Here is a 16,279-nt window from a genome sequence, read left to right on the forward strand (position 1 = left end):
GATATGAAAATGTGATATAATTTACAGAAGGTAGTAGAGCCTTGTCTCTATTACCTTTTTCATTGAGTTATTTCATGGCTTGGATGTGATAAAAATGATTTGTAGTATGACAGGATTTGGAAGATCGAAAGTAGAAAATGATACTTTTCAAATTACAGTAGAAATGAAATCGGTGAACCACCGTTTTTTAGAGATGAGTATTCGACTTCCGAAGCAAATGATGGTATTTGAAGACAAAATTCGTAAAATAATTGCAGAGCAAGTTCGGCGTGGACGCATTGAAGTGTCTATTAGTATAACGGGTGAAGGGCTTGTTGAAAGAAAATTAAGTGTGAATTGGTCGCTTCTTGAGCAGTACCAATCGATTATGGAAGATATAAAAGGAAAATTTCAATTACAAGATTCTATTACACTTCAGCAATTAATGGCAATGCCAGAAGTAACAGCGATTGAAGAAGTAGAAAATGTAAATGAACAATTTGAGAACAGTTTATATGAGGCTGTTCGCCAAGCTGCTCATATGTTAAAAACGATGAGAGATGGCGAAGGAGAACGATTACATAAAGATATAGCGTATCGTTTACAAGAGATTCACAATTGTGTAAATGCAATTATTCCGCATGCACCGATTGTTACGCAAAAATATCGTGAACGATTAGAAAATCGCTTAAAAGAATTACATAATCAAGAACTAGATGAACAAAGATTGTTAACAGAAGTCGCAATCTTTGCAGAGCGTTGTGATATTCACGAAGAGTTAGTTCGTTTGCAAAGTCATTTAGAGCAATTTCGTGAAACACTGCAGATTGGAGAGCCTGTTGGAAGGAAAATGGATTTCATCGTGCAAGAGATGCATAGAGAAATTAATACGATTGGTTCTAAGGCAAATGACTTAACAATTTCGAAATATGTTGTAGAAATGAAAAATAACCTTGAAAAAATTCGTGAACAAGTACAAAATATTGAGTAGCTTTCAAAAAATATATAAAGTTATACGTGGTGGAGAAATCGGATAGACTTACTAGGAGGCGCAAACTATGGCCATGCGGTTTTTAAATATTGGATACGGAAATATTGTATCTGCTCATCGAATTATTGCTATTGTAAGTCCGGAGTCAGCTCCTATTAAACGAACAGTACAGGAAGCACGCGAACATAATGCTTTACTTGATGCTACGTATGGGAGAAAAACAAGGGCGGTTATTGTTATGGATGATGGGCATGTGGTATTAAGTCCAATTCAGCCAGAGACGATTGCACATCGTTTGAATAATAAAGAAGATTTAAGTGAGGAAGGGTAGGTTTTACATATTTATGAGAAGTAGAAGAGGATTGCTCATCGTTCTTTCAGGACCTTCTGGGGTTGGTAAAGGAACGGTTCGAAAAGAGCTGTTTAGTCATGAGGATACACGTTTTCAGTACTCAATTTCAGTAACGACACGTAAGCCACGTGAAGGTGAAGTAGATGGTGTGGATTATTTCTTTAAAGAAAGAAAAGAATTTGAGGAAATGATTCGTAACGAAAAATTACTTGAGTGGGCTGAATTCGTAGGTAATTATTACGGAACACCGATTGACTATGTTGAAAAAACATTACAAGAAGGAAAAGATGTATTCTTAGAAATTGAAGTGCAAGGAGCAATTCAAGTTAAGAAAGCATTCCCAGAAGGTGTATTTATTTTCTTAGCACCTCCAAGTTTATCTGAACTAAAGAACCGTATTGTCGGTCGTGGTACAGAAACTGAAGATGTTATTGAAAATCGTTTAACGGTAGCGAAAGAAGAAATCGAAATGATGGACGCTTACGACTATGTTGTAGAAAACGATCAAGTTGAACTAGCTTGTGAAAGAATTAAAGCAATTGTGGTTGGTGAACATTGCCGCCGCGAAAGAGTAGCAAAATATTATAAAGAAATGACGGAGGGTCTATAATTATGTTAAATCCATCAATTGATTCATTATTAACAAAAATCGATTCTAAATATACACTTGTAACAGTAGCTGCAAAACGTGCGCGTGAAATGCAACTTGCTGATAACTGTGTTATCGAGCAACCTGTTTCTCATAAATGTGTAGGTAAATCACTTGAAGAAATCGATGCAGAAGTATTAAAATATGTACCAAGCGAAGGCAAAATCATCGATTAAGACATTCTTTTCGACAAATTAAAACATAGACTTTATAATTTTCTATGTAACGGTAACAACCTATTTACAAGTAGGTTGTTATTTTTTTACGATAGGGAAGAAATATTGGTACTGACGAGCTGGGAATTCTGTTTCAGTATTATAAGTTTGAAAAAGAAAGAGGACGAGCCATATGCTAAAAGGGAAAAAGATACTTCTATGTGTAACAGGAGGCATTGCGGTCTTTAAAGCGGCTGCGTTAACTAGTAAATTGACACAAGCTGGTGCTATTGTAAAAGTAATGATGAGTGAGTCGGCAATGAAGTTTGTTACGCCTCTTACATTTCAAGCACTTTCTCGCCATGACGTATATACAGATACATTCGATGAGAAAGACTCAGCTGTTATTGCACATATCGATTTAGCAGATTGGGCAGATGTAGTACTTGTTGCACCTGCTACTGCCAATTGTATTGGGAAGTTAGCTGGCGGTATTGCAGACGATATGATTACAACTACTTTGTTAGCTGCTACAGCCCCAGTGTGGATTGCACCTGCTATGAATGTGCATATGTATGAAAACAAAATTGTTCAAAAAAACATGATGACATTAAAAATGTTAGGATATACATTTATTGAGCCTGGAGAAGGTTTTTTAGCGTGTGGTTATGTAGCGAGGGGGAGACTAGAAGAACCGGAAGCAATTATTGCACGGTTAGAAGAGGCTTTTTCAGAACAAAAACCATTGCAAGGAAAAAAAATATTAATAACTGCTGGCCCAACTCGTGAAAAGATTGATCCAGTGCGTTTTATGACCAATTTTTCTTCTGGGAAAATGGGATATGCAATTGCGGAAGTGGCAGCGGACTTAGGTGCTGATGTCATACTTGTTTCGGGACCGACAGCATTAAACCCGCCATTACATGTAAATACGGTACAAGTGGAATCTGCACAAGATATGTTAGAAATAGTTCTGCAACAGTATCAAAACGTAGATGTTGTCATTAAAACAGCAGCAGTTGCAGATTATCGCCCGAAATATGTTCATGATAATAAAATGAAAAAGAAAAATGGTGATGCTGTAATCGAACTCGAGAGAACAGTAGATATTTTAAAAACGTTAGGTGAGATGAAGGACAAACAGTTACTGATCGGTTTTGCGGCTGAAACGACAAATGTAGAAGAATACGCAACAAAAAAATTACGTGAGAAAAATGCGAATATGATTGTTGCGAACGATGTAAAGGCGCAAGGAGCTGGATTTGGTACAGATACGAACATTGTAACAATGTATAGAAAAGATGGAGAAGTTATAGAGTTGCCACTTTTAACGAAGAAAGAGGTTGCTCGTGAAATATTAAAGCAAATTGAAATGATGTTAGAAGATGATCGTCTATGAAATTTGCAAGTGTAATTGTTGATGTACCTGCACGTCAGACAGATCGACCATTTGATTATATTATCCCTAAAAAGTGGGAAGATATTGTCCAGACAGGCATGCGTGTAGTAGTTCCATTTGGCCCAAGGAAATTGCAAGGCTTTATTATTGGGATCAAAGATTCGGCTGAAGTAGAAAGTAAGAAATTAAAGACAATCCATGAAATATTAGATGTAACACCAGTTTTAAACGAGGAATTATTAAAGCTTGGATATTGGCTTACAAGCGAAACGTTATGTTATATGATTTCAGCCTTTCAAGTCATGCTTCCAACGGCGATAAAAGCGACGTATAAAAAGCGTCTACAACTTCGTAAACAAGAAGAAGTAGCACCTGAACTACTGTTTTTATTTCAGGACAAAGAAGCGATAGATTGGGAAGTTATTGAGAGGCAGCCACATCTATACGGCACGATTCAACAAGAAATTAAAAATGGCACGATTGAAGTTGTTTATCAAGTAAAAGATAAAGTGCAAAAGAAGAAACAAAGAGTCGTCCAACCGGAGTTGCCAGAAGATAAATTGGAATTAGCAGCATTTGAACTGAAAAGTAAAAAACAACAAGATGTACTCTATTATTTTGTGGAAAATTATAAAAGTGTACCGTTGAAAGTGATAACAGAAGAGCTGCAAATAACAGATGCTCCGATTAAAGCACTTGTTAAAAAAGGGATAATCTCAGAAAAGTATGTGGAAGTATATCGGAATCCGTATGACGATGATGATTTTGAACAAACGAAACCATTCCCACTTACGGAGGAACAAAAGCAAGTTATTACACCGATTTTATCATCAATTACAAATGAAACTTACAATCCATTTTTACTATATGGTGTTACAGGAAGCGGAAAAACAGAAGTATATTTACAATCTATAGCAGCGGTGCTTGCGAAAGGGAAAGAAGCTATTGTGCTTGTTCCTGAAATTGCACTAACGCCTCAAATGGTAGATCGTTTTAAAGGTAGATTTGGCTCGCAAGTTGCGGTTCTTCATAGTGCGCTGTCTGTTGGAGAAAAATATGATGAATGGCGTAAGATTTTAAGAAAAGAAGTGAAAGTTGTAGTTGGTGCACGTTCAGCCGTATTTGCACCTTTTGAAAATTTAGGGATTATTATTATTGATGAGGAGCACGAATCGAGCTATAAGCAAGAAGATAATCCGAGGTATCATGCAAGGGATGTAGCTGTGTGGAGGGGACAATATCATAAATGTCCTATTGTTCTTGGTAGTGCAACACCGACACTTGAATCGTTTGCAAGGGCGAAAAAAGGTGTGTATGAATTACTAACGATGGAAAAACGTATGAACGAACAAGCTTTACCAACAGTAGAGATTGTTGATATGCGTGAGGAACTTCGTGACGGGAATCGTTCCATGTTTTCGAAGGCACTGCATGAAAAAATAGCAAATCGATTAGAAAAGAAAGAACAGATGGTGCTCTTTTTAAATAGAAGAGGTCATTCTACATTTGTTATGTGCCGTGATTGCGGGTATGTTGTACAATGTCCGCATTGTGATATCTCGCTGACATATCATAAAATGAACCATCGTTTAAAATGTCATTATTGCAGTCACGAAGAGAATATGCCGACTGAGTGTCCTGCTTGTCAAAGTACATATATTCGTTTCTTTGGTACAGGTACACAAAAGGTAGAAGAAGAAATTACAAAACTATTTCCAGAGGCACGAGTCATTCGAATGGATGTAGATACGACAAGTCGCAAAGGAATGCATGAAAAATTATTAAAGGCGTTCGGGGAAGAAAAAGCAGATATACTACTTGGAACACAAATGATTGCGAAAGGATTAGATTTTCCTAAAGTAACGCTTGTCGGGGTTTTAACTGCAGATACGATGCTTCACTTACCTGATTTTCGAGCGAGTGAAAAGACGTATCAGTTATTGACCCAAGTAAGTGGACGGGCAGGCAGACATGAATTGCCAGGGGAAGTTATAATTCAAACGTATACGCCAGAACATTACAGTATAGAATTAGCAAAGAACCAACATTATGATGTGTTTTTTGACCAAGAAATGCAAATGAGACGAACAAGACAATATCCACCTTATTACTATGTTGTACTTGTAACAGTATCTCATCCAGAATTATTAAAGGCAGTGCAAGTGACGGAAAAAATTGTCGGTCATTTACGAGCGCACTGCACGCAGCAAACGATGGTGTTAGGACCGGTTGCTTCAGCAATTCCAAGGATAAAAGATAGATATCGTTATCAATGCATGATAAAATACAAACGGGAACCAAACTTAAAGAACGTGCTCAAAATGGTAAATGAACATTATCAAGCAGAAATGCAAAAAGAGCTACAAATCTCAATTGATTTTAATCCAACAATGTTAATGTAGCGGAGGGAAATATGGCAGTTTTAGAAATAGTAAAGCATCCAAATGAAGTGTTAGAAACACCATGCGAAAGAGTAATTAACTTTGATAAAAAGTTAGTGAAATTGTTGAAAGATATGCATGAAACAATGTTAATTGCGGACGGAGTCGGTTTAGCTGCGCCTCAAGTAGGTGTAAGCTTGCAAGTAGCGGTAGTTGATATCGATGATGATACGGGGAAAATCGAGTTAATCAATCCATCGATACTAGAAAAACGTGGTGAACAAGTAGGTCCCGAAGGTTGTCTAAGCTTCCCGGGACTTTATGGTGAAGTGGAACGTGCGGATTATATTAAAGTACGTGCGCAAAATCGCCGAGGTAAAGTATTTTTACTAGAAGCAGAAGGGTTTTTAGCACGTGCCATTCAACATGAAATCGATCATTTACACGGTGTGTTATTTACATCGAAAGTGACAAGATATTATGAAGAAAACGAATTAGAATAGGTATTAAAAGGAGCGGTTTTTTAATGATAAAAGTAGTATTTATGGGAACACCGGACTTTTCAGTGCCGGTGCTTCGTCGTCTTATCGAAGATGGCTATGATGTAATAGGTGTTGTGACGCAACCCGATCGTCCGGTAGGTAGAAAAAAAGTATTAACACCTACACCTGTTAAAGTTGAAGCAGAAAAACATGGTATTCCGGTGTTACAACCGTTAAGAATTCGTGAAAAAGACGAATATGAACAAGTCTTGGCGTTAGAGCCAGATTTAATTGTAACAGCTGCTTTCGGTCAAATTGTACCAAATGAAATTTTAGAAGTACCGAAGTATGGATGTATTAACGTCCACGCGTCTTTACTACCTGAACTTCGTGGTGGTGCACCAATCCATTATGCAATTATGGAAGGTAAAGAAAAAACGGGTATTACAATTATGTATATGGTAGAGAAATTGGATGCTGGTGATATCTTAACGCAAGTAGAAGTGGAGATTGAAGAGCGTGAAACGACAGGCTCTTTATTCGATAAGTTAAGTGAAGCAGGGGCACACCTTCTATCTAAAACAGTACCTTTATTAATCCAAGGTAAGTTAGAACCAATTAAACAAAACGAAGAAGAAGTAACGTTTGCATATAATATAAAACGTGAGCAAGAGAAAATTGATTGGACAAAAACAGGTGAAGAAGTATACAATCACATTCGCGGATTGAATCCATGGCCAGTTGCTTATACGACTTTGGCAGGACAAGTTGTTAAAGTATGGTGGGGAGAGAAGGTCTCTATTACAGAGAAAGCTGAACCAGGTACAATAGTAGCTCTTGAAGAAGATGGATTTGTTGTTGCAACAGGGAATGAGACAAGTGTTAAAATCACTGAATTGCAACCTTCTGGTAAAAAACGTATGAGTTGTTCACAATTTTTACGCGGCACAAAACCTGAAATTGGAACGAAGTTAGGAGAAAATGCATGAGTAAAAATGTTCGTGAGTTAGCTCTTGATGGCTTAATTCAAGTAGAAAAAAGTGGTGCATACAGTAACTTACTTTTAAACAATCTAATTGAAAAAAATGCAATTGATAGAAAAGATATTGGTTTGTTAACTGAAATTGTATATGGAACGATTCAACGTCGTGACACATTAGATTATTATTTACAGCCTTTTTTAAAAAAGAAGGTTGAGGCGTGGGTAAGAGTATTACTTCGCTTATCTTTATACCAAATGATTTATTTAGACCGAGTGCCCGAAAGAGCGGCTATTCATGAAGCAGTTGAAATTGCAAAACGTCGCGGGCATAAAGGGATTGCTGGTATGGTAAACGGGGTATTACGTTCGATTCAAAGAGAAGGGGTACCTTCTGTAGATGAAATCAAGGATCCAGTAGAACGTTTGGCAATTGCAACAAGTCATCCAATGTGGCTTGTTCAAGACTGGGCTTCTGAATATGGTTTAGAGACAGCAGAGAAAATGTGTGAAGTGAACATGTTACCCCCAGTACCAACAGCGCGTGTAAATGTTGATAAAATAACAGTAGAAGAAGCAATTGAGTTGTTGGCTAGTGAAGGTATTGAAGCGAAGCGTGGCGATTTATCAGAGGATGCAATTCAAATTGAAAGAGGGAATGTAGCGCATACAGATGCGTTTAAAAAAGGTTTTCTTTCTATTCAAGATGAAAGTTCTATGCTTGTAGCACGCGCTTTAGAACCGAATGAGGGAGATGTAGTTCTTGATAGTTGTGCTGCTCCGGGCGGAAAAACAACGCACATTGCAGAGCGATTAAAAGGAACAGGTCAAGTTATGTCTCTTGATTTACATGCACACAAAGTACGTTTAATTAAACAGCAAGCAGAGCGACTTGGTTTAGAAAATGTCGAAACAAAAGCACTAGATGCTAGAAAAGTGCAAGAACACTTTGCGAATGAAACATTTGATAAAATATTAGTAGATGCACCATGTTCTGGATTTGGTGTGATTAGACGTAAACCTGATATTAAGTTAGGTAAAAATAAAGGCGATAGTGAAAGATTATCGACGATCCAACTTGCAATACTAGAAAAAATAGCACCATTGCTTAAACAAGGGGGTCGCCTTGTTTATAGTACGTGCACAATAGAAAAAATAGAAAATGAACAAGTAATTAAGCAATTTTTACAAGAGCATCCTGAATTTGAATGGGATACTACGATAAAAGATCGCATGCCAGAAAAGTTAAATCCGTATATTGATGAAGGTCAAGTACGAATTTTACCGCATTATTTTGCAACAGATGGCTTTTATATTGCTTGTTTAAGGAAGAAGGTGTAGCATCGTGGAAACGACTGTGAGAAAACAAAAGAAAAATCTAGAAACGAAGAAACCATCAATTTATTCTTTACAACTTCATGAAATGCAAGATTGGTTAAAGGAACAAGGAGAACCGAAGTTCCGTGCAGGACAAATCTTTGATTGGCTATATAAGAAACGTGTAAAAAATTATGACGACATGTCGAATCTTTCTAAAGGATTACGCGATAAATTGTCGAATTCCTTTGATATTACTACTTTAAATACATTGGTAAAACAAACGTCTTCTGATGGAACAATTAAATTCTTATTCCAATTATATGATGGTTATTCTATTGAAACAGTGTTAATGCGACATGAATATGGAAATTCTATTTGTGTAACAACACAGGTCGGATGCCGTATTGGTTGTACGTTCTGTGCATCTACACTTGGTGGGTTAAAACGAAACTTAGAGGCTGGAGAGATTGTAGCACAAGTAGTAGAAGTGCAACGTGCACTAGATGAAACAGAAGAACGTGTAAGTTCGCTTGTTGTTATGGGAATTGGAGAGCCGTTTGATAATTATGACAACTTAATGTCATTCTTACGCATTATAAACCATGAAAAAGGAATTCATATTGGCGCAAGACATATGACAGTTTCAACAAGTGGAATTGTTCCAAAAATTTATAAGTTCGCTGAAGAAGATATGCAAATTAATTTTGCGATTTCATTGCATTCTGCAAATACAGAGTTACGTTCAAAATTAATGCCGATTAACCGTGCTTATAAGCTACCAGATTTAATGGAAGCTGTTAAATACTATGTAAATAAAACAGGGCGTCGTATTACGTTTGAATATGGCTTATTTGGAGGAGAAAATGACCAAGTTGAGCAAGCGGAAGAACTTGCTGCGCTTTTAAAAGGTGTAAAATGTCATGTAAACTTAATTCCGGTAAACTACGTACCTGAACGTGATTATGTACGTACGCCACGTGAACAAATTTTCTTATTTGAAAAAACGTTAAAAGATCGTGGAGTGAATGTAACAATTCGCCGTGAACAAGGTCATGATATTGATGCAGCCTGCGGTCAGTTACGTGCGAAGGAGCGTAAAGAAGAGACGAGGTGACGAGATGAAAGCCGTGTTTCTATCGGATAAAGGAAAAGTTCGTCAACATAATGAAGATAGTGCAGGAGTTTTTCACAATTTAGATGGAAATATATTAGCGGTAGTAGCAGATGGAATGGGAGGTCATCGAGCTGGTGATGTAGCTAGCTCGATGACTATTCAATTATTCCATGATTATTGGAAGCAAACGCATAATATGAATGAACCAAAAAAAGTAGAAGAGTGGTTACATACGAGTGTTGGGATTATTAATGAGCGTATATATGAGTACTCTAAACAACATGTAGAATGTAATGGTATGGGAACAACACTTATAATAGCGATTTGTACGCCAAACTTTGTGACAATAGGTCATATAGGAGATAGTCGTTGTTATATGATATCAGAGGGAGAAATCTCGCTTGTAACAGAAGATCATTCCCTTGTAAATGAACTTGTGAGACATGGTGAAATTTCAAAAGAAGACGCAGAATATCACCCGAAAAAGAATGTTTTGTTAAGGGCATTAGGAACAGAAGAGAAAGTCGGATTAGATGTGAAAACATTGGTGCTTGAGGAAGATGATCAGTTACTTCTTTGCTCTGATGGATTATCTAACAAAGTTTCTATTGCTGATATGCAACAAATTTTACAGCTAAATGAACAGCTTGAAACGAAGGGACAACGTCTCATTCAATTGGCGAATGATCGTGGCGGGGAAGATAATATCACCCTTGTTCTTATTGATTATGCGGGTTCGACAAACGAAAGTAGGTGAAGTGCAACGTGCTGATTGGAAAACGCTTAAATGACCGTTATAAGCTACTGAAAATGATTGGTGGCGGTGGAATGGCCAATGTGTATTTAGCTCATGATGATATACTTGGTCGAGATGTAGCGGTAAAAATATTAAGACTCGACTATTCAAATAACGAAGAGTTTATTAAACGTTTCCATCGAGAAGCGCAGTCTGTTACAACGTTGTCGCATCCAAATATTGTGAATATGTATGATGTCGGAGAAGAAGATGGTATATATTATCTTGTAATGGAGTATGTACCAGGACAAACATTGAAGCAATACATAATTGAGCGAGGGATGTTACCTATAGGAGAAGCTCTTGATATTATGGAGCAGTTAACATCCGCCATGGCACACGCCCATCATTTTGAAATTGTGCACCGTGATATTAAACCGCACAATATTTTAATTCGAGCTGATGGAGTAATAAAAGTAACAGATTTTGGAATTGCGACAGCTACAAGTGCAACAACAATTACACATACAAATTCGGTACTCGGTTCGGTGCATTACTTATCACCAGAACAAGCGCGCGGTGGGATAGCAAATAAACAATCAGATATTTATTCTCTAGGAATCGTTATGTTTGAGTTGTTAACAGGGAGACAACCGTTTTCTGGCGAATCTGCTGTTGCTATAGCTTTAAAACATTTACAAAGTGAAATTCCGTCTCCAAAGAGATGGAATGAAAATATTCCGCAAAGTGTCGAAAATATTATATTAAAGGCAACTGCGAAAGATCCGTTTCACCGATATCAATCTGCCAATGCGATGAAACGAGATATTGAAACTGCGCTATATCCAGAGAGGATAAATGAGCAGCCATTTTACATACCGGAAGATATGGAAGCGACAAAAGCGATTCCTATTATTCAACAAGAACAATTATTCGAAAATGTAACTGATGAAACAATTGTTTTAAAAGGAAGTAAAGTGGATGAACAGAAAAGAAAAGAAGAAACGGAATTAAATAAGAAGAAAAAACGAAGTAATAAATGGATCAAGGTTTTAATAACGACATTTTTACTTTTAGCAATTGGAATAACGTTAGCGCTTACTGTTATTCCAGGATTCTTTATTCCAAAAGATGTAAAAGTCCCTGATGTGGCTGGTATGAAGTACGCGACAGCGGTAAATAAATTAGTTGAAAAGGGTTTTGAGGTTACGGAACCTAATATTGTATATACAGATGATGTTGAAGCCGGTGATGTGATAAAAACAGACCCTGTGGCAGGAAGAGTCGTGAAAGAAAACTCTAAAATTACTATCTATCAATCAGGCGGAAAAAAGAAAAGTAAGATGAGTGATTTCACAGGAAAAGATTTTGAGAGTATAAGGGCTGAATTAGAAGAAAAATATAAGCAAGTTACAATAAATTATATTGAAAATGATAGGCCAAAAGGTGAAATCGTAGAGCAAATTCCAACGCCGGATCAAATGGTAGTAGAGGCGGAACAAGAACTGAAAATTTGGGTAAGTAAAGGTCCTTATCAAATTAGACCAGGTGATTTTTCAGGATGGACTGAAAATAGCGTAAATGGTTATTTGAATGAGAGAAAACTAACTCCAGATATAAAACGAGAGTATTCTGATACTGTTGATAAAGGACTTGTAATTTCGCAATCTCCAAAACCAGGAACGCCGTTAAAAGAAGGAGATAAAGTGACGATTGTCATCTCAGAGGGGCCTAAGCCGAAAGTAACGAAAACAGTGAAAGTGGATAATATTTCTATTCCGTATGAGTCTTCTATAATTGGTGAGAAAAAACCGCAAACAATAGAAATTTATAAAGAAGATATGCAACAAAAAATGGATAGACCAATTGAAACTAGAACAATTTCAGAATCGGCAACTATTTCTTTAGAATTTGTAATTCAAGAAGGTACAAAAGGACACTATAAAGTTGTACGAGATGGTGTAACGATTATCGACAAAGAAGTACCATACCCAACTCAATAATAATGACTTCCATTTTCTTTCTAAAGGGGATGGAATGTATGACTCTTGCCTGTTATGCTGTCTACTTATAGTGGACTGTATAACAGGCAAAAATATATGATTCAAAAAGCTATAAAAGTGATACTGTTATAAATAATATGTTGAATTTGATGGTAGATTAAATATATTAACTTGTATATATGACGGGTTTTGAAATAAGTATTTAAAGAATTCTAATCCATTCAATATGAATTACAGCTTCACTTTATACAAAATAAAGGAGAATTATATGCCAGAAGGAAAAATTGTAAAAGCTCTAAGTGGGTTTTATTATGTGCAGCATGAAGAAGGGATTACACAATGCCGCGGGCGTGGTGTGTTCAGAAAAAATAAAATTACACCACTGGTAGGAGATCAAGTTGTTTTTCAAGCAGATAACCCAAGTGAAGGATACGTGCTTGAAGTATTTGATCGAAAAAATGAACTTGTTAGGCCACCTATTGCTAATGTTGATCAAGCAATTCTCGTTTTCTCAGCAGTAGAACCAGATTTTAATCCGGGACTGTTAGATCGATTTTTAGTGCTGATTGAATATCATAATATTAAGCCGATTATTTGCATTAGTAAGATGGATTTAGTGGATGAAAGAATGAGAGAGACTGTTGAATCTTATGCGAATGACTATCGTGAGATGGGATATGATGTATTATTTACTTCTATAAATACATCGGAAAGTATTGATATTTTAAAACCATTCTTAGAAGGCTGTGTTTCTGTTGTAGCAGGGCAATCTGGTGTAGGGAAATCTTCTATGCTTAACGTTTTACGTCCAGATTTAGAACTGAAAACGAATGATATTTCCTCGCATTTAGGACGCGGGAAACATACGACAAGACACGTGGAATTAATTGCGGTTGGAAGCGGACTAGTTGCAGATACACCTGGTTTTAGTTCACTTGATTTTATAGATATAGAGGTAGAAGATCTTACATATTGTTTTCCAGAGTTGAAAGAAGCGAGCCAATACTGTAAATTTAGAGGGTGTACACATCTTTCCGAACCGAAATGTGCTGTGAAGGCTGCGGTTGAAGAAGGAAAAATTACAGAATATCGTTATAAGAATTACAAACAATTCGTAGAAGAAATTAGAGAGAGAAAGCCGAGGTATTAGTTATGATTAAAATTGCACCATCGATCTTATCAGCAGATTTTTCAAAATTAGGGGAAGAGATTAAAGATGTAGAAAAAGGCGGAGCGGATTACATTCACGTCGATGTAATGGATGGACATTTCGTACCAAATATTACGATTGGACCATTAATTGTAGAAGCGATCCGTCCGATTACATCTTTACCATTAGATGTACATTTAATGATTGAAAATCCTGATAACTATATCCCGACTTTCGCAAAAGCGGGAGCGGATATTATTACTGTTCATGTAGAGGCGTGCCCTCATCTGCATCGTACAATTCAGTTAATTAAATCTCATGGCATTAAAGCCGGAGTTGTATTAAATCCGCATACGCCAGTTTCAACGATTGAGCATGTATTAGAAGATATAGATATGGTATTACTTATGACAGTAAACCCAGGATTTGGTGGCCAGAAATTTATCCATTCTGTATTACCGAAAATTAAACAAGTTGCAGAAATGGTTAAAGAGCGCAATCTAGAAGTAGAAATTGAAGTTGATGGTGGTGTAAATGCTGAAACAGCAAGACTTTGTATTGAAGCAGGAGCAAATGTACTTGTAGCTGGATCAGCAGTATACAATCAAAAAGACCGCGGTGAAGCAATTCGCGTCATTCGTGGATAATGAATGAACGAGTCTTTATCCCAGTGAAACTTCTAGTGTAGTAAGTTTTCACTATTTATAAAGGATAGAGAAAAATATGTAAAAAGGCAATCTACCGAATGGCAGATTGCCTTTTTACAATAGAAGGGGAAGGAAACATGATTATTCATATTTTAGCGGGCGGACCTGTGGAATATTGTGCAGATTTTTCTCGATATGAAAGTGAGAAAGTAGTGTGGGCGGCAGTTGATAGAGGCGTATATCGTTTATTAAAAGGAGGAATTACTCCAGCTGTTGCGTTTGGAGATTACGATTCAGTTACTGAAGAAGAATTAGTATGGATGGGCCAGCAAACAAATGACTTACATATTGTTCCTCGCGAAAAAGATCAAACAGATTTAGAAATTGCGATTAACTGGGCGTTAGAACAAAAGCCGACATTGATTCGTATTTTTGGTGCCACTGGTGGAAGGCTGGATCACGGTTTAGCAAATATACAGATGCTTTTAAGAGGGTTAGAAGTAGAGATAGAAATGTGTATTGTAGACAATAAAAATGAAATAAGCGTGAAAAAAGTGGGTACACATATAATTGAAGATAATAAAAATTTCCCTTATGTATCTTTTGTGCCGGTTACTGAAATAGTGGAAGGGATTACATTGCTTGGATTTAAGTATCCTCTAACTAATAAAACAATAGAATGGGGATCAACACTTTGTATTAGTAATGAACTCGTTGAGGAAAAAGGTACTTTTTCATTTACTTCTGGCATATTAATGGTGATAAGAAGCACTGATTAAAGAAACAATTTTGCTCCTTACATCATATAGTGAACAAGTGGAGTAATGGGGATTAGGAGGGAAACCATGAGATTTTATACAATTAAGTTACCTAAATTTCTTGGTGGAATTGTTCGTGCCATGTTAAATACCTTCAAAAAAGATTAAAAAAAGCACCTATTACCGGTGCTTTTTCCATTGTCATAGTAAAAAAAGAGCCTAGCGGCTCTTTTTTTTATTATTAAACACGTTCGATTTTGCCAGATTTTAATGCTCTAGCAGAAACGTAAACACGTTGAACTTTTCCGTCGATGCGTACGCGAACTTTTTGAAGGTTAGCGCCCCATTTACGTTTTGTAGCGTTCATTGCGTGAGAACGAGAGTTACCAGAACGAGCTTTTCTTCCAGTGATAGCACAAACACGAGCCATTTATATTTCCCTCCCTTGATACCTTACCATACGTAATTTTTCAATGTTAGTCTTTTTTGCGATGCTAAAAACACTACTATAATTTAACACAACTAAAAAGAGAATGCAACACCGTAGAAAAAAGAAATCAAGAAAATTTACTTGACACCATATGTCGATGAGGAAAAGTTGAAATCAAGAAAAATTGCTTGACATATTATAGTGGTACATGTTGTATAATAACAATGGACTATTTTGCTCATCATAAAAAATGTGGTTTAAAACATAAAATATGAGAGTGAAAAGAAAGAACGATGGAATTTTCTTTAAAAAGATTATATGATAGTAACTAAAGTAGTCTAGCTCACTTTCACCATTTATGAAGGGGGAAACGAGATGTCAATTGAAATTAAAACGAAGTATGGTCAAATTGATATTAGTACAGATGTAATTGCAACAATTGCTGGAGGTGCCGCAGTAGATTGCTACGGTATCGTAGGTATGGCATCAAAAAATCAGTTAAAAGATGGTTTAACAGACATTTTACGAAAAGAAAACTTCACTAGAGGTGTTATTGTTCGTAAAGATGAAGATGAAGTACATATTGATATGTATATTATTGTGAGCTATGGTACGAAAATTTCAGAAGTAGCACATAACGTGCAGACGAAAGTGAAATATACATTAGATCAAACTGTAGGACTAGCAGTAGATTCTGTAAACATCTACGTACAAGGAGTTAAAGTAATAAACTTGTAATGTGCATTAAGGAGGA

At 36.5% G+C, this 16,279-nt stretch carries 18 protein-coding genes; 17 read left to right on the forward strand and 1 reads right to left on the reverse strand.

Features of this window, described 5'->3' with window-relative positions; all coding sequences use genetic code 11:
- The first annotated feature begins 94 nt into the window (after positions 1-94).
- The 16 genes from MR113_RS07620 (at position 95) to spoVM (ending at position 15,263) form a co-directional block, all read left to right on the forward strand.
- The gene (locus tag MR113_RS07620; RefSeq protein ID WP_242253063.1) at positions 95-970 is read left to right on the forward strand and encodes a YicC/YloC family endoribonuclease; all 876 of its coding nucleotides are present in this window, start codon (positions 95-97) and stop codon (positions 968-970) included.
- 67 nt (positions 971-1,037) lie between these two features.
- The gene (gene remA / locus MR113_RS07625) at positions 1,038-1,301 is read left to right on the forward strand and encodes an extracellular matrix/biofilm regulator RemA (RefSeq protein WP_001251456.1); all 264 of its coding nucleotides are present in this window, start codon (positions 1,038-1,040) and stop codon (positions 1,299-1,301) included.
- A 13-nt stretch (positions 1,302-1,314) separates the two neighbouring features.
- The gene (gene gmk, locus MR113_RS07630; RefSeq protein ID WP_242253065.1) at positions 1,315-1,932 is read left to right on the forward strand and encodes a guanylate kinase; all 618 of its coding nucleotides are present in this window, start codon (positions 1,315-1,317) and stop codon (positions 1,930-1,932) included.
- A gap of 2 nt (positions 1,933-1,934) precedes the next feature.
- A complete protein-coding gene (gene rpoZ / locus MR113_RS07635; RefSeq protein ID WP_000933965.1) occupies positions 1,935-2,147 on the forward strand; it encodes a DNA-directed RNA polymerase subunit omega in 213 nt (70 codons plus the stop codon).
- 172 nt (positions 2,148-2,319) lie between these two features.
- Positions 2,320-3,525, forward strand: coding sequence for a bifunctional phosphopantothenoylcysteine decarboxylase/phosphopantothenate--cysteine ligase CoaBC (coaBC, locus tag MR113_RS07640; protein ID WP_242253074.1), 1,206 nt, complete (start codon positions 2,320-2,322; stop codon positions 3,523-3,525).
- Positions 3,522-5,927: a primosomal protein N' gene (priA, locus tag MR113_RS07645; RefSeq protein WP_242253076.1), complete on the forward strand. Its 2,406-nt coding sequence runs from the start codon at positions 3,522-3,524 to the stop codon at positions 5,925-5,927. The genes coaBC and priA overlap by 4 nt, the downstream gene beginning before the upstream one ends.
- A gap of 11 nt (positions 5,928-5,938) precedes the next feature.
- A complete protein-coding gene (def, locus tag MR113_RS07650) occupies positions 5,939-6,409 on the forward strand; it encodes a peptide deformylase (RefSeq protein ID WP_061678221.1) in 471 nt (156 codons plus the stop codon).
- 23 nt (positions 6,410-6,432) lie between these two features.
- Positions 6,433-7,377, forward strand: coding sequence for a methionyl-tRNA formyltransferase (gene fmt / locus MR113_RS07655; protein WP_242253078.1), 945 nt, complete (start codon positions 6,433-6,435; stop codon positions 7,375-7,377).
- On the forward strand, positions 7,374-8,708 hold the full coding sequence (gene rsmB / locus MR113_RS07660; RefSeq protein ID WP_071721380.1) for a 16S rRNA (cytosine(967)-C(5))-methyltransferase RsmB: 1,335 nt from the start codon (positions 7,374-7,376) through the stop codon (positions 8,706-8,708). The genes fmt and rsmB overlap by 4 nt, the downstream gene beginning before the upstream one ends.
- A 4-nt stretch (positions 8,709-8,712) precedes the next feature.
- The gene (rlmN, locus tag MR113_RS07665; RefSeq protein WP_000450538.1) at positions 8,713-9,801 is read left to right on the forward strand and encodes a dual-specificity RNA methyltransferase RlmN; all 1,089 of its coding nucleotides are present in this window, start codon (positions 8,713-8,715) and stop codon (positions 9,799-9,801) included.
- A 4-nt stretch (positions 9,802-9,805) separates the two neighbouring features.
- A complete protein-coding gene (locus tag MR113_RS07670; RefSeq protein ID WP_242253090.1) occupies positions 9,806-10,558 on the forward strand; it encodes a Stp1/IreP family PP2C-type Ser/Thr phosphatase in 753 nt (250 codons plus the stop codon).
- A gap of 8 nt (positions 10,559-10,566) precedes the next feature.
- Entirely contained in the window at positions 10,567-12,540 is a 1,974-nt protein-coding gene (prkC, locus tag MR113_RS07675; RefSeq protein WP_242253099.1) for a serine/threonine protein kinase PrkC, read from the forward strand.
- A 268-nt stretch (positions 12,541-12,808) separates the two neighbouring features.
- A complete protein-coding gene (gene rsgA, locus MR113_RS07680) occupies positions 12,809-13,690 on the forward strand; it encodes a ribosome small subunit-dependent GTPase A (protein WP_001113938.1) in 882 nt (293 codons plus the stop codon).
- A gap of 2 nt (positions 13,691-13,692) precedes the next feature.
- A complete protein-coding gene (gene rpe, locus MR113_RS07685; RefSeq protein ID WP_071713222.1) occupies positions 13,693-14,337 on the forward strand; it encodes a ribulose-phosphate 3-epimerase in 645 nt (214 codons plus the stop codon).
- A gap of 98 nt (positions 14,338-14,435) precedes the next feature.
- Positions 14,436-15,116 carry a thiamine diphosphokinase gene (locus MR113_RS07690; protein ID WP_242253104.1) on the forward strand — a complete coding sequence of 227 codons (681 nt, stop codon included), beginning with the start codon at positions 14,436-14,438 and terminating at the stop codon, positions 15,114-15,116.
- 66 nt (positions 15,117-15,182) lie between these two features.
- Positions 15,183-15,263 carry a stage V sporulation protein SpoVM gene (gene spoVM / locus MR113_RS07695; protein WP_001213599.1) on the forward strand — a complete coding sequence of 27 codons (81 nt, stop codon included), beginning with the start codon at positions 15,183-15,185 and terminating at the stop codon, positions 15,261-15,263.
- A 73-nt stretch (positions 15,264-15,336) separates the two neighbouring features.
- On the opposite strand, the gene rpmB is transcribed toward spoVM, so the two are convergent.
- A complete protein-coding gene (gene rpmB / locus MR113_RS07700; RefSeq protein WP_000124776.1) occupies positions 15,337-15,525 on the reverse strand; it encodes a 50S ribosomal protein L28 in 189 nt (62 codons plus the stop codon).
- 375 nt (positions 15,526-15,900) lie between these two features.
- Here rpmB and MR113_RS07705 point away from each other — a divergent pair, with 375 nt between their 5' ends.
- Entirely contained in the window at positions 15,901-16,263 is a 363-nt protein-coding gene (locus MR113_RS07705; protein WP_000021109.1) for an Asp23/Gls24 family envelope stress response protein, read from the forward strand.
- Positions 16,264-16,279 lie beyond the last annotated feature (16 nt).

The sequence above is a fragment of the Bacillus cereus group sp. BfR-BA-01379 genome (assembly GCF_022663605.1).
GTDB lineage: Bacteria > Bacillota > Bacilli > Bacillales > Bacillaceae_G > Bacillus_A > Bacillus_A mobilis.

Coding starts and splice junctions, on each gene's coding strand:
- rpmB (WP_000124776.1), bottom strand. CDS start 15,525: ATGGCTCGTGTTTGTGCTATCACTGGAAGAAAAGCTCGTTCTGGTAAC.
- rpe (WP_071713222.1), top strand. CDS start 13,693: ATGATTAAAATTGCACCATCGATCTTATCAGCAGATTTTTCAAAATTA.
- MR113_RS07705 (WP_000021109.1), top strand. CDS start 15,901: ATGTCAATTGAAATTAAAACGAAGTATGGTCAAATTGATATTAGTACA.
- coaBC (WP_242253074.1), top strand. CDS start 2,320: ATGCTAAAAGGGAAAAAGATACTTCTATGTGTAACAGGAGGCATTGCG.
- MR113_RS07620 (WP_242253063.1), top strand. CDS start 95: ATGATTTGTAGTATGACAGGATTTGGAAGATCGAAAGTAGAAAATGAT.
- fmt (WP_242253078.1), top strand. CDS start 6,433: ATGATAAAAGTAGTATTTATGGGAACACCGGACTTTTCAGTGCCGGTG.
- rsmB (WP_071721380.1), top strand. CDS start 7,374: ATGAGTAAAAATGTTCGTGAGTTAGCTCTTGATGGCTTAATTCAAGTA.
- priA (WP_242253076.1), top strand. CDS start 3,522: ATGAAATTTGCAAGTGTAATTGTTGATGTACCTGCACGTCAGACAGAT.
- MR113_RS07690 (WP_242253104.1), top strand. CDS start 14,436: ATGGCAGATTGCCTTTTTACAATAGAAGGGGAAGGAAACATGATTATT.
- MR113_RS07670 (WP_242253090.1), top strand. CDS start 9,806: ATGAAAGCCGTGTTTCTATCGGATAAAGGAAAAGTTCGTCAACATAAT.
- def (WP_061678221.1), top strand. CDS start 5,939: ATGGCAGTTTTAGAAATAGTAAAGCATCCAAATGAAGTGTTAGAAACA.
- gmk (WP_242253065.1), top strand. CDS start 1,315: ATGAGAAGTAGAAGAGGATTGCTCATCGTTCTTTCAGGACCTTCTGGG.
- rsgA (WP_001113938.1), top strand. CDS start 12,809: ATGCCAGAAGGAAAAATTGTAAAAGCTCTAAGTGGGTTTTATTATGTG.
- rpoZ (WP_000933965.1), top strand. CDS start 1,935: ATGTTAAATCCATCAATTGATTCATTATTAACAAAAATCGATTCTAAA.
- spoVM (WP_001213599.1), top strand. CDS start 15,183: ATGAGATTTTATACAATTAAGTTACCTAAATTTCTTGGTGGAATTGTT.
- remA (WP_001251456.1), top strand. CDS start 1,038: ATGGCCATGCGGTTTTTAAATATTGGATACGGAAATATTGTATCTGCT.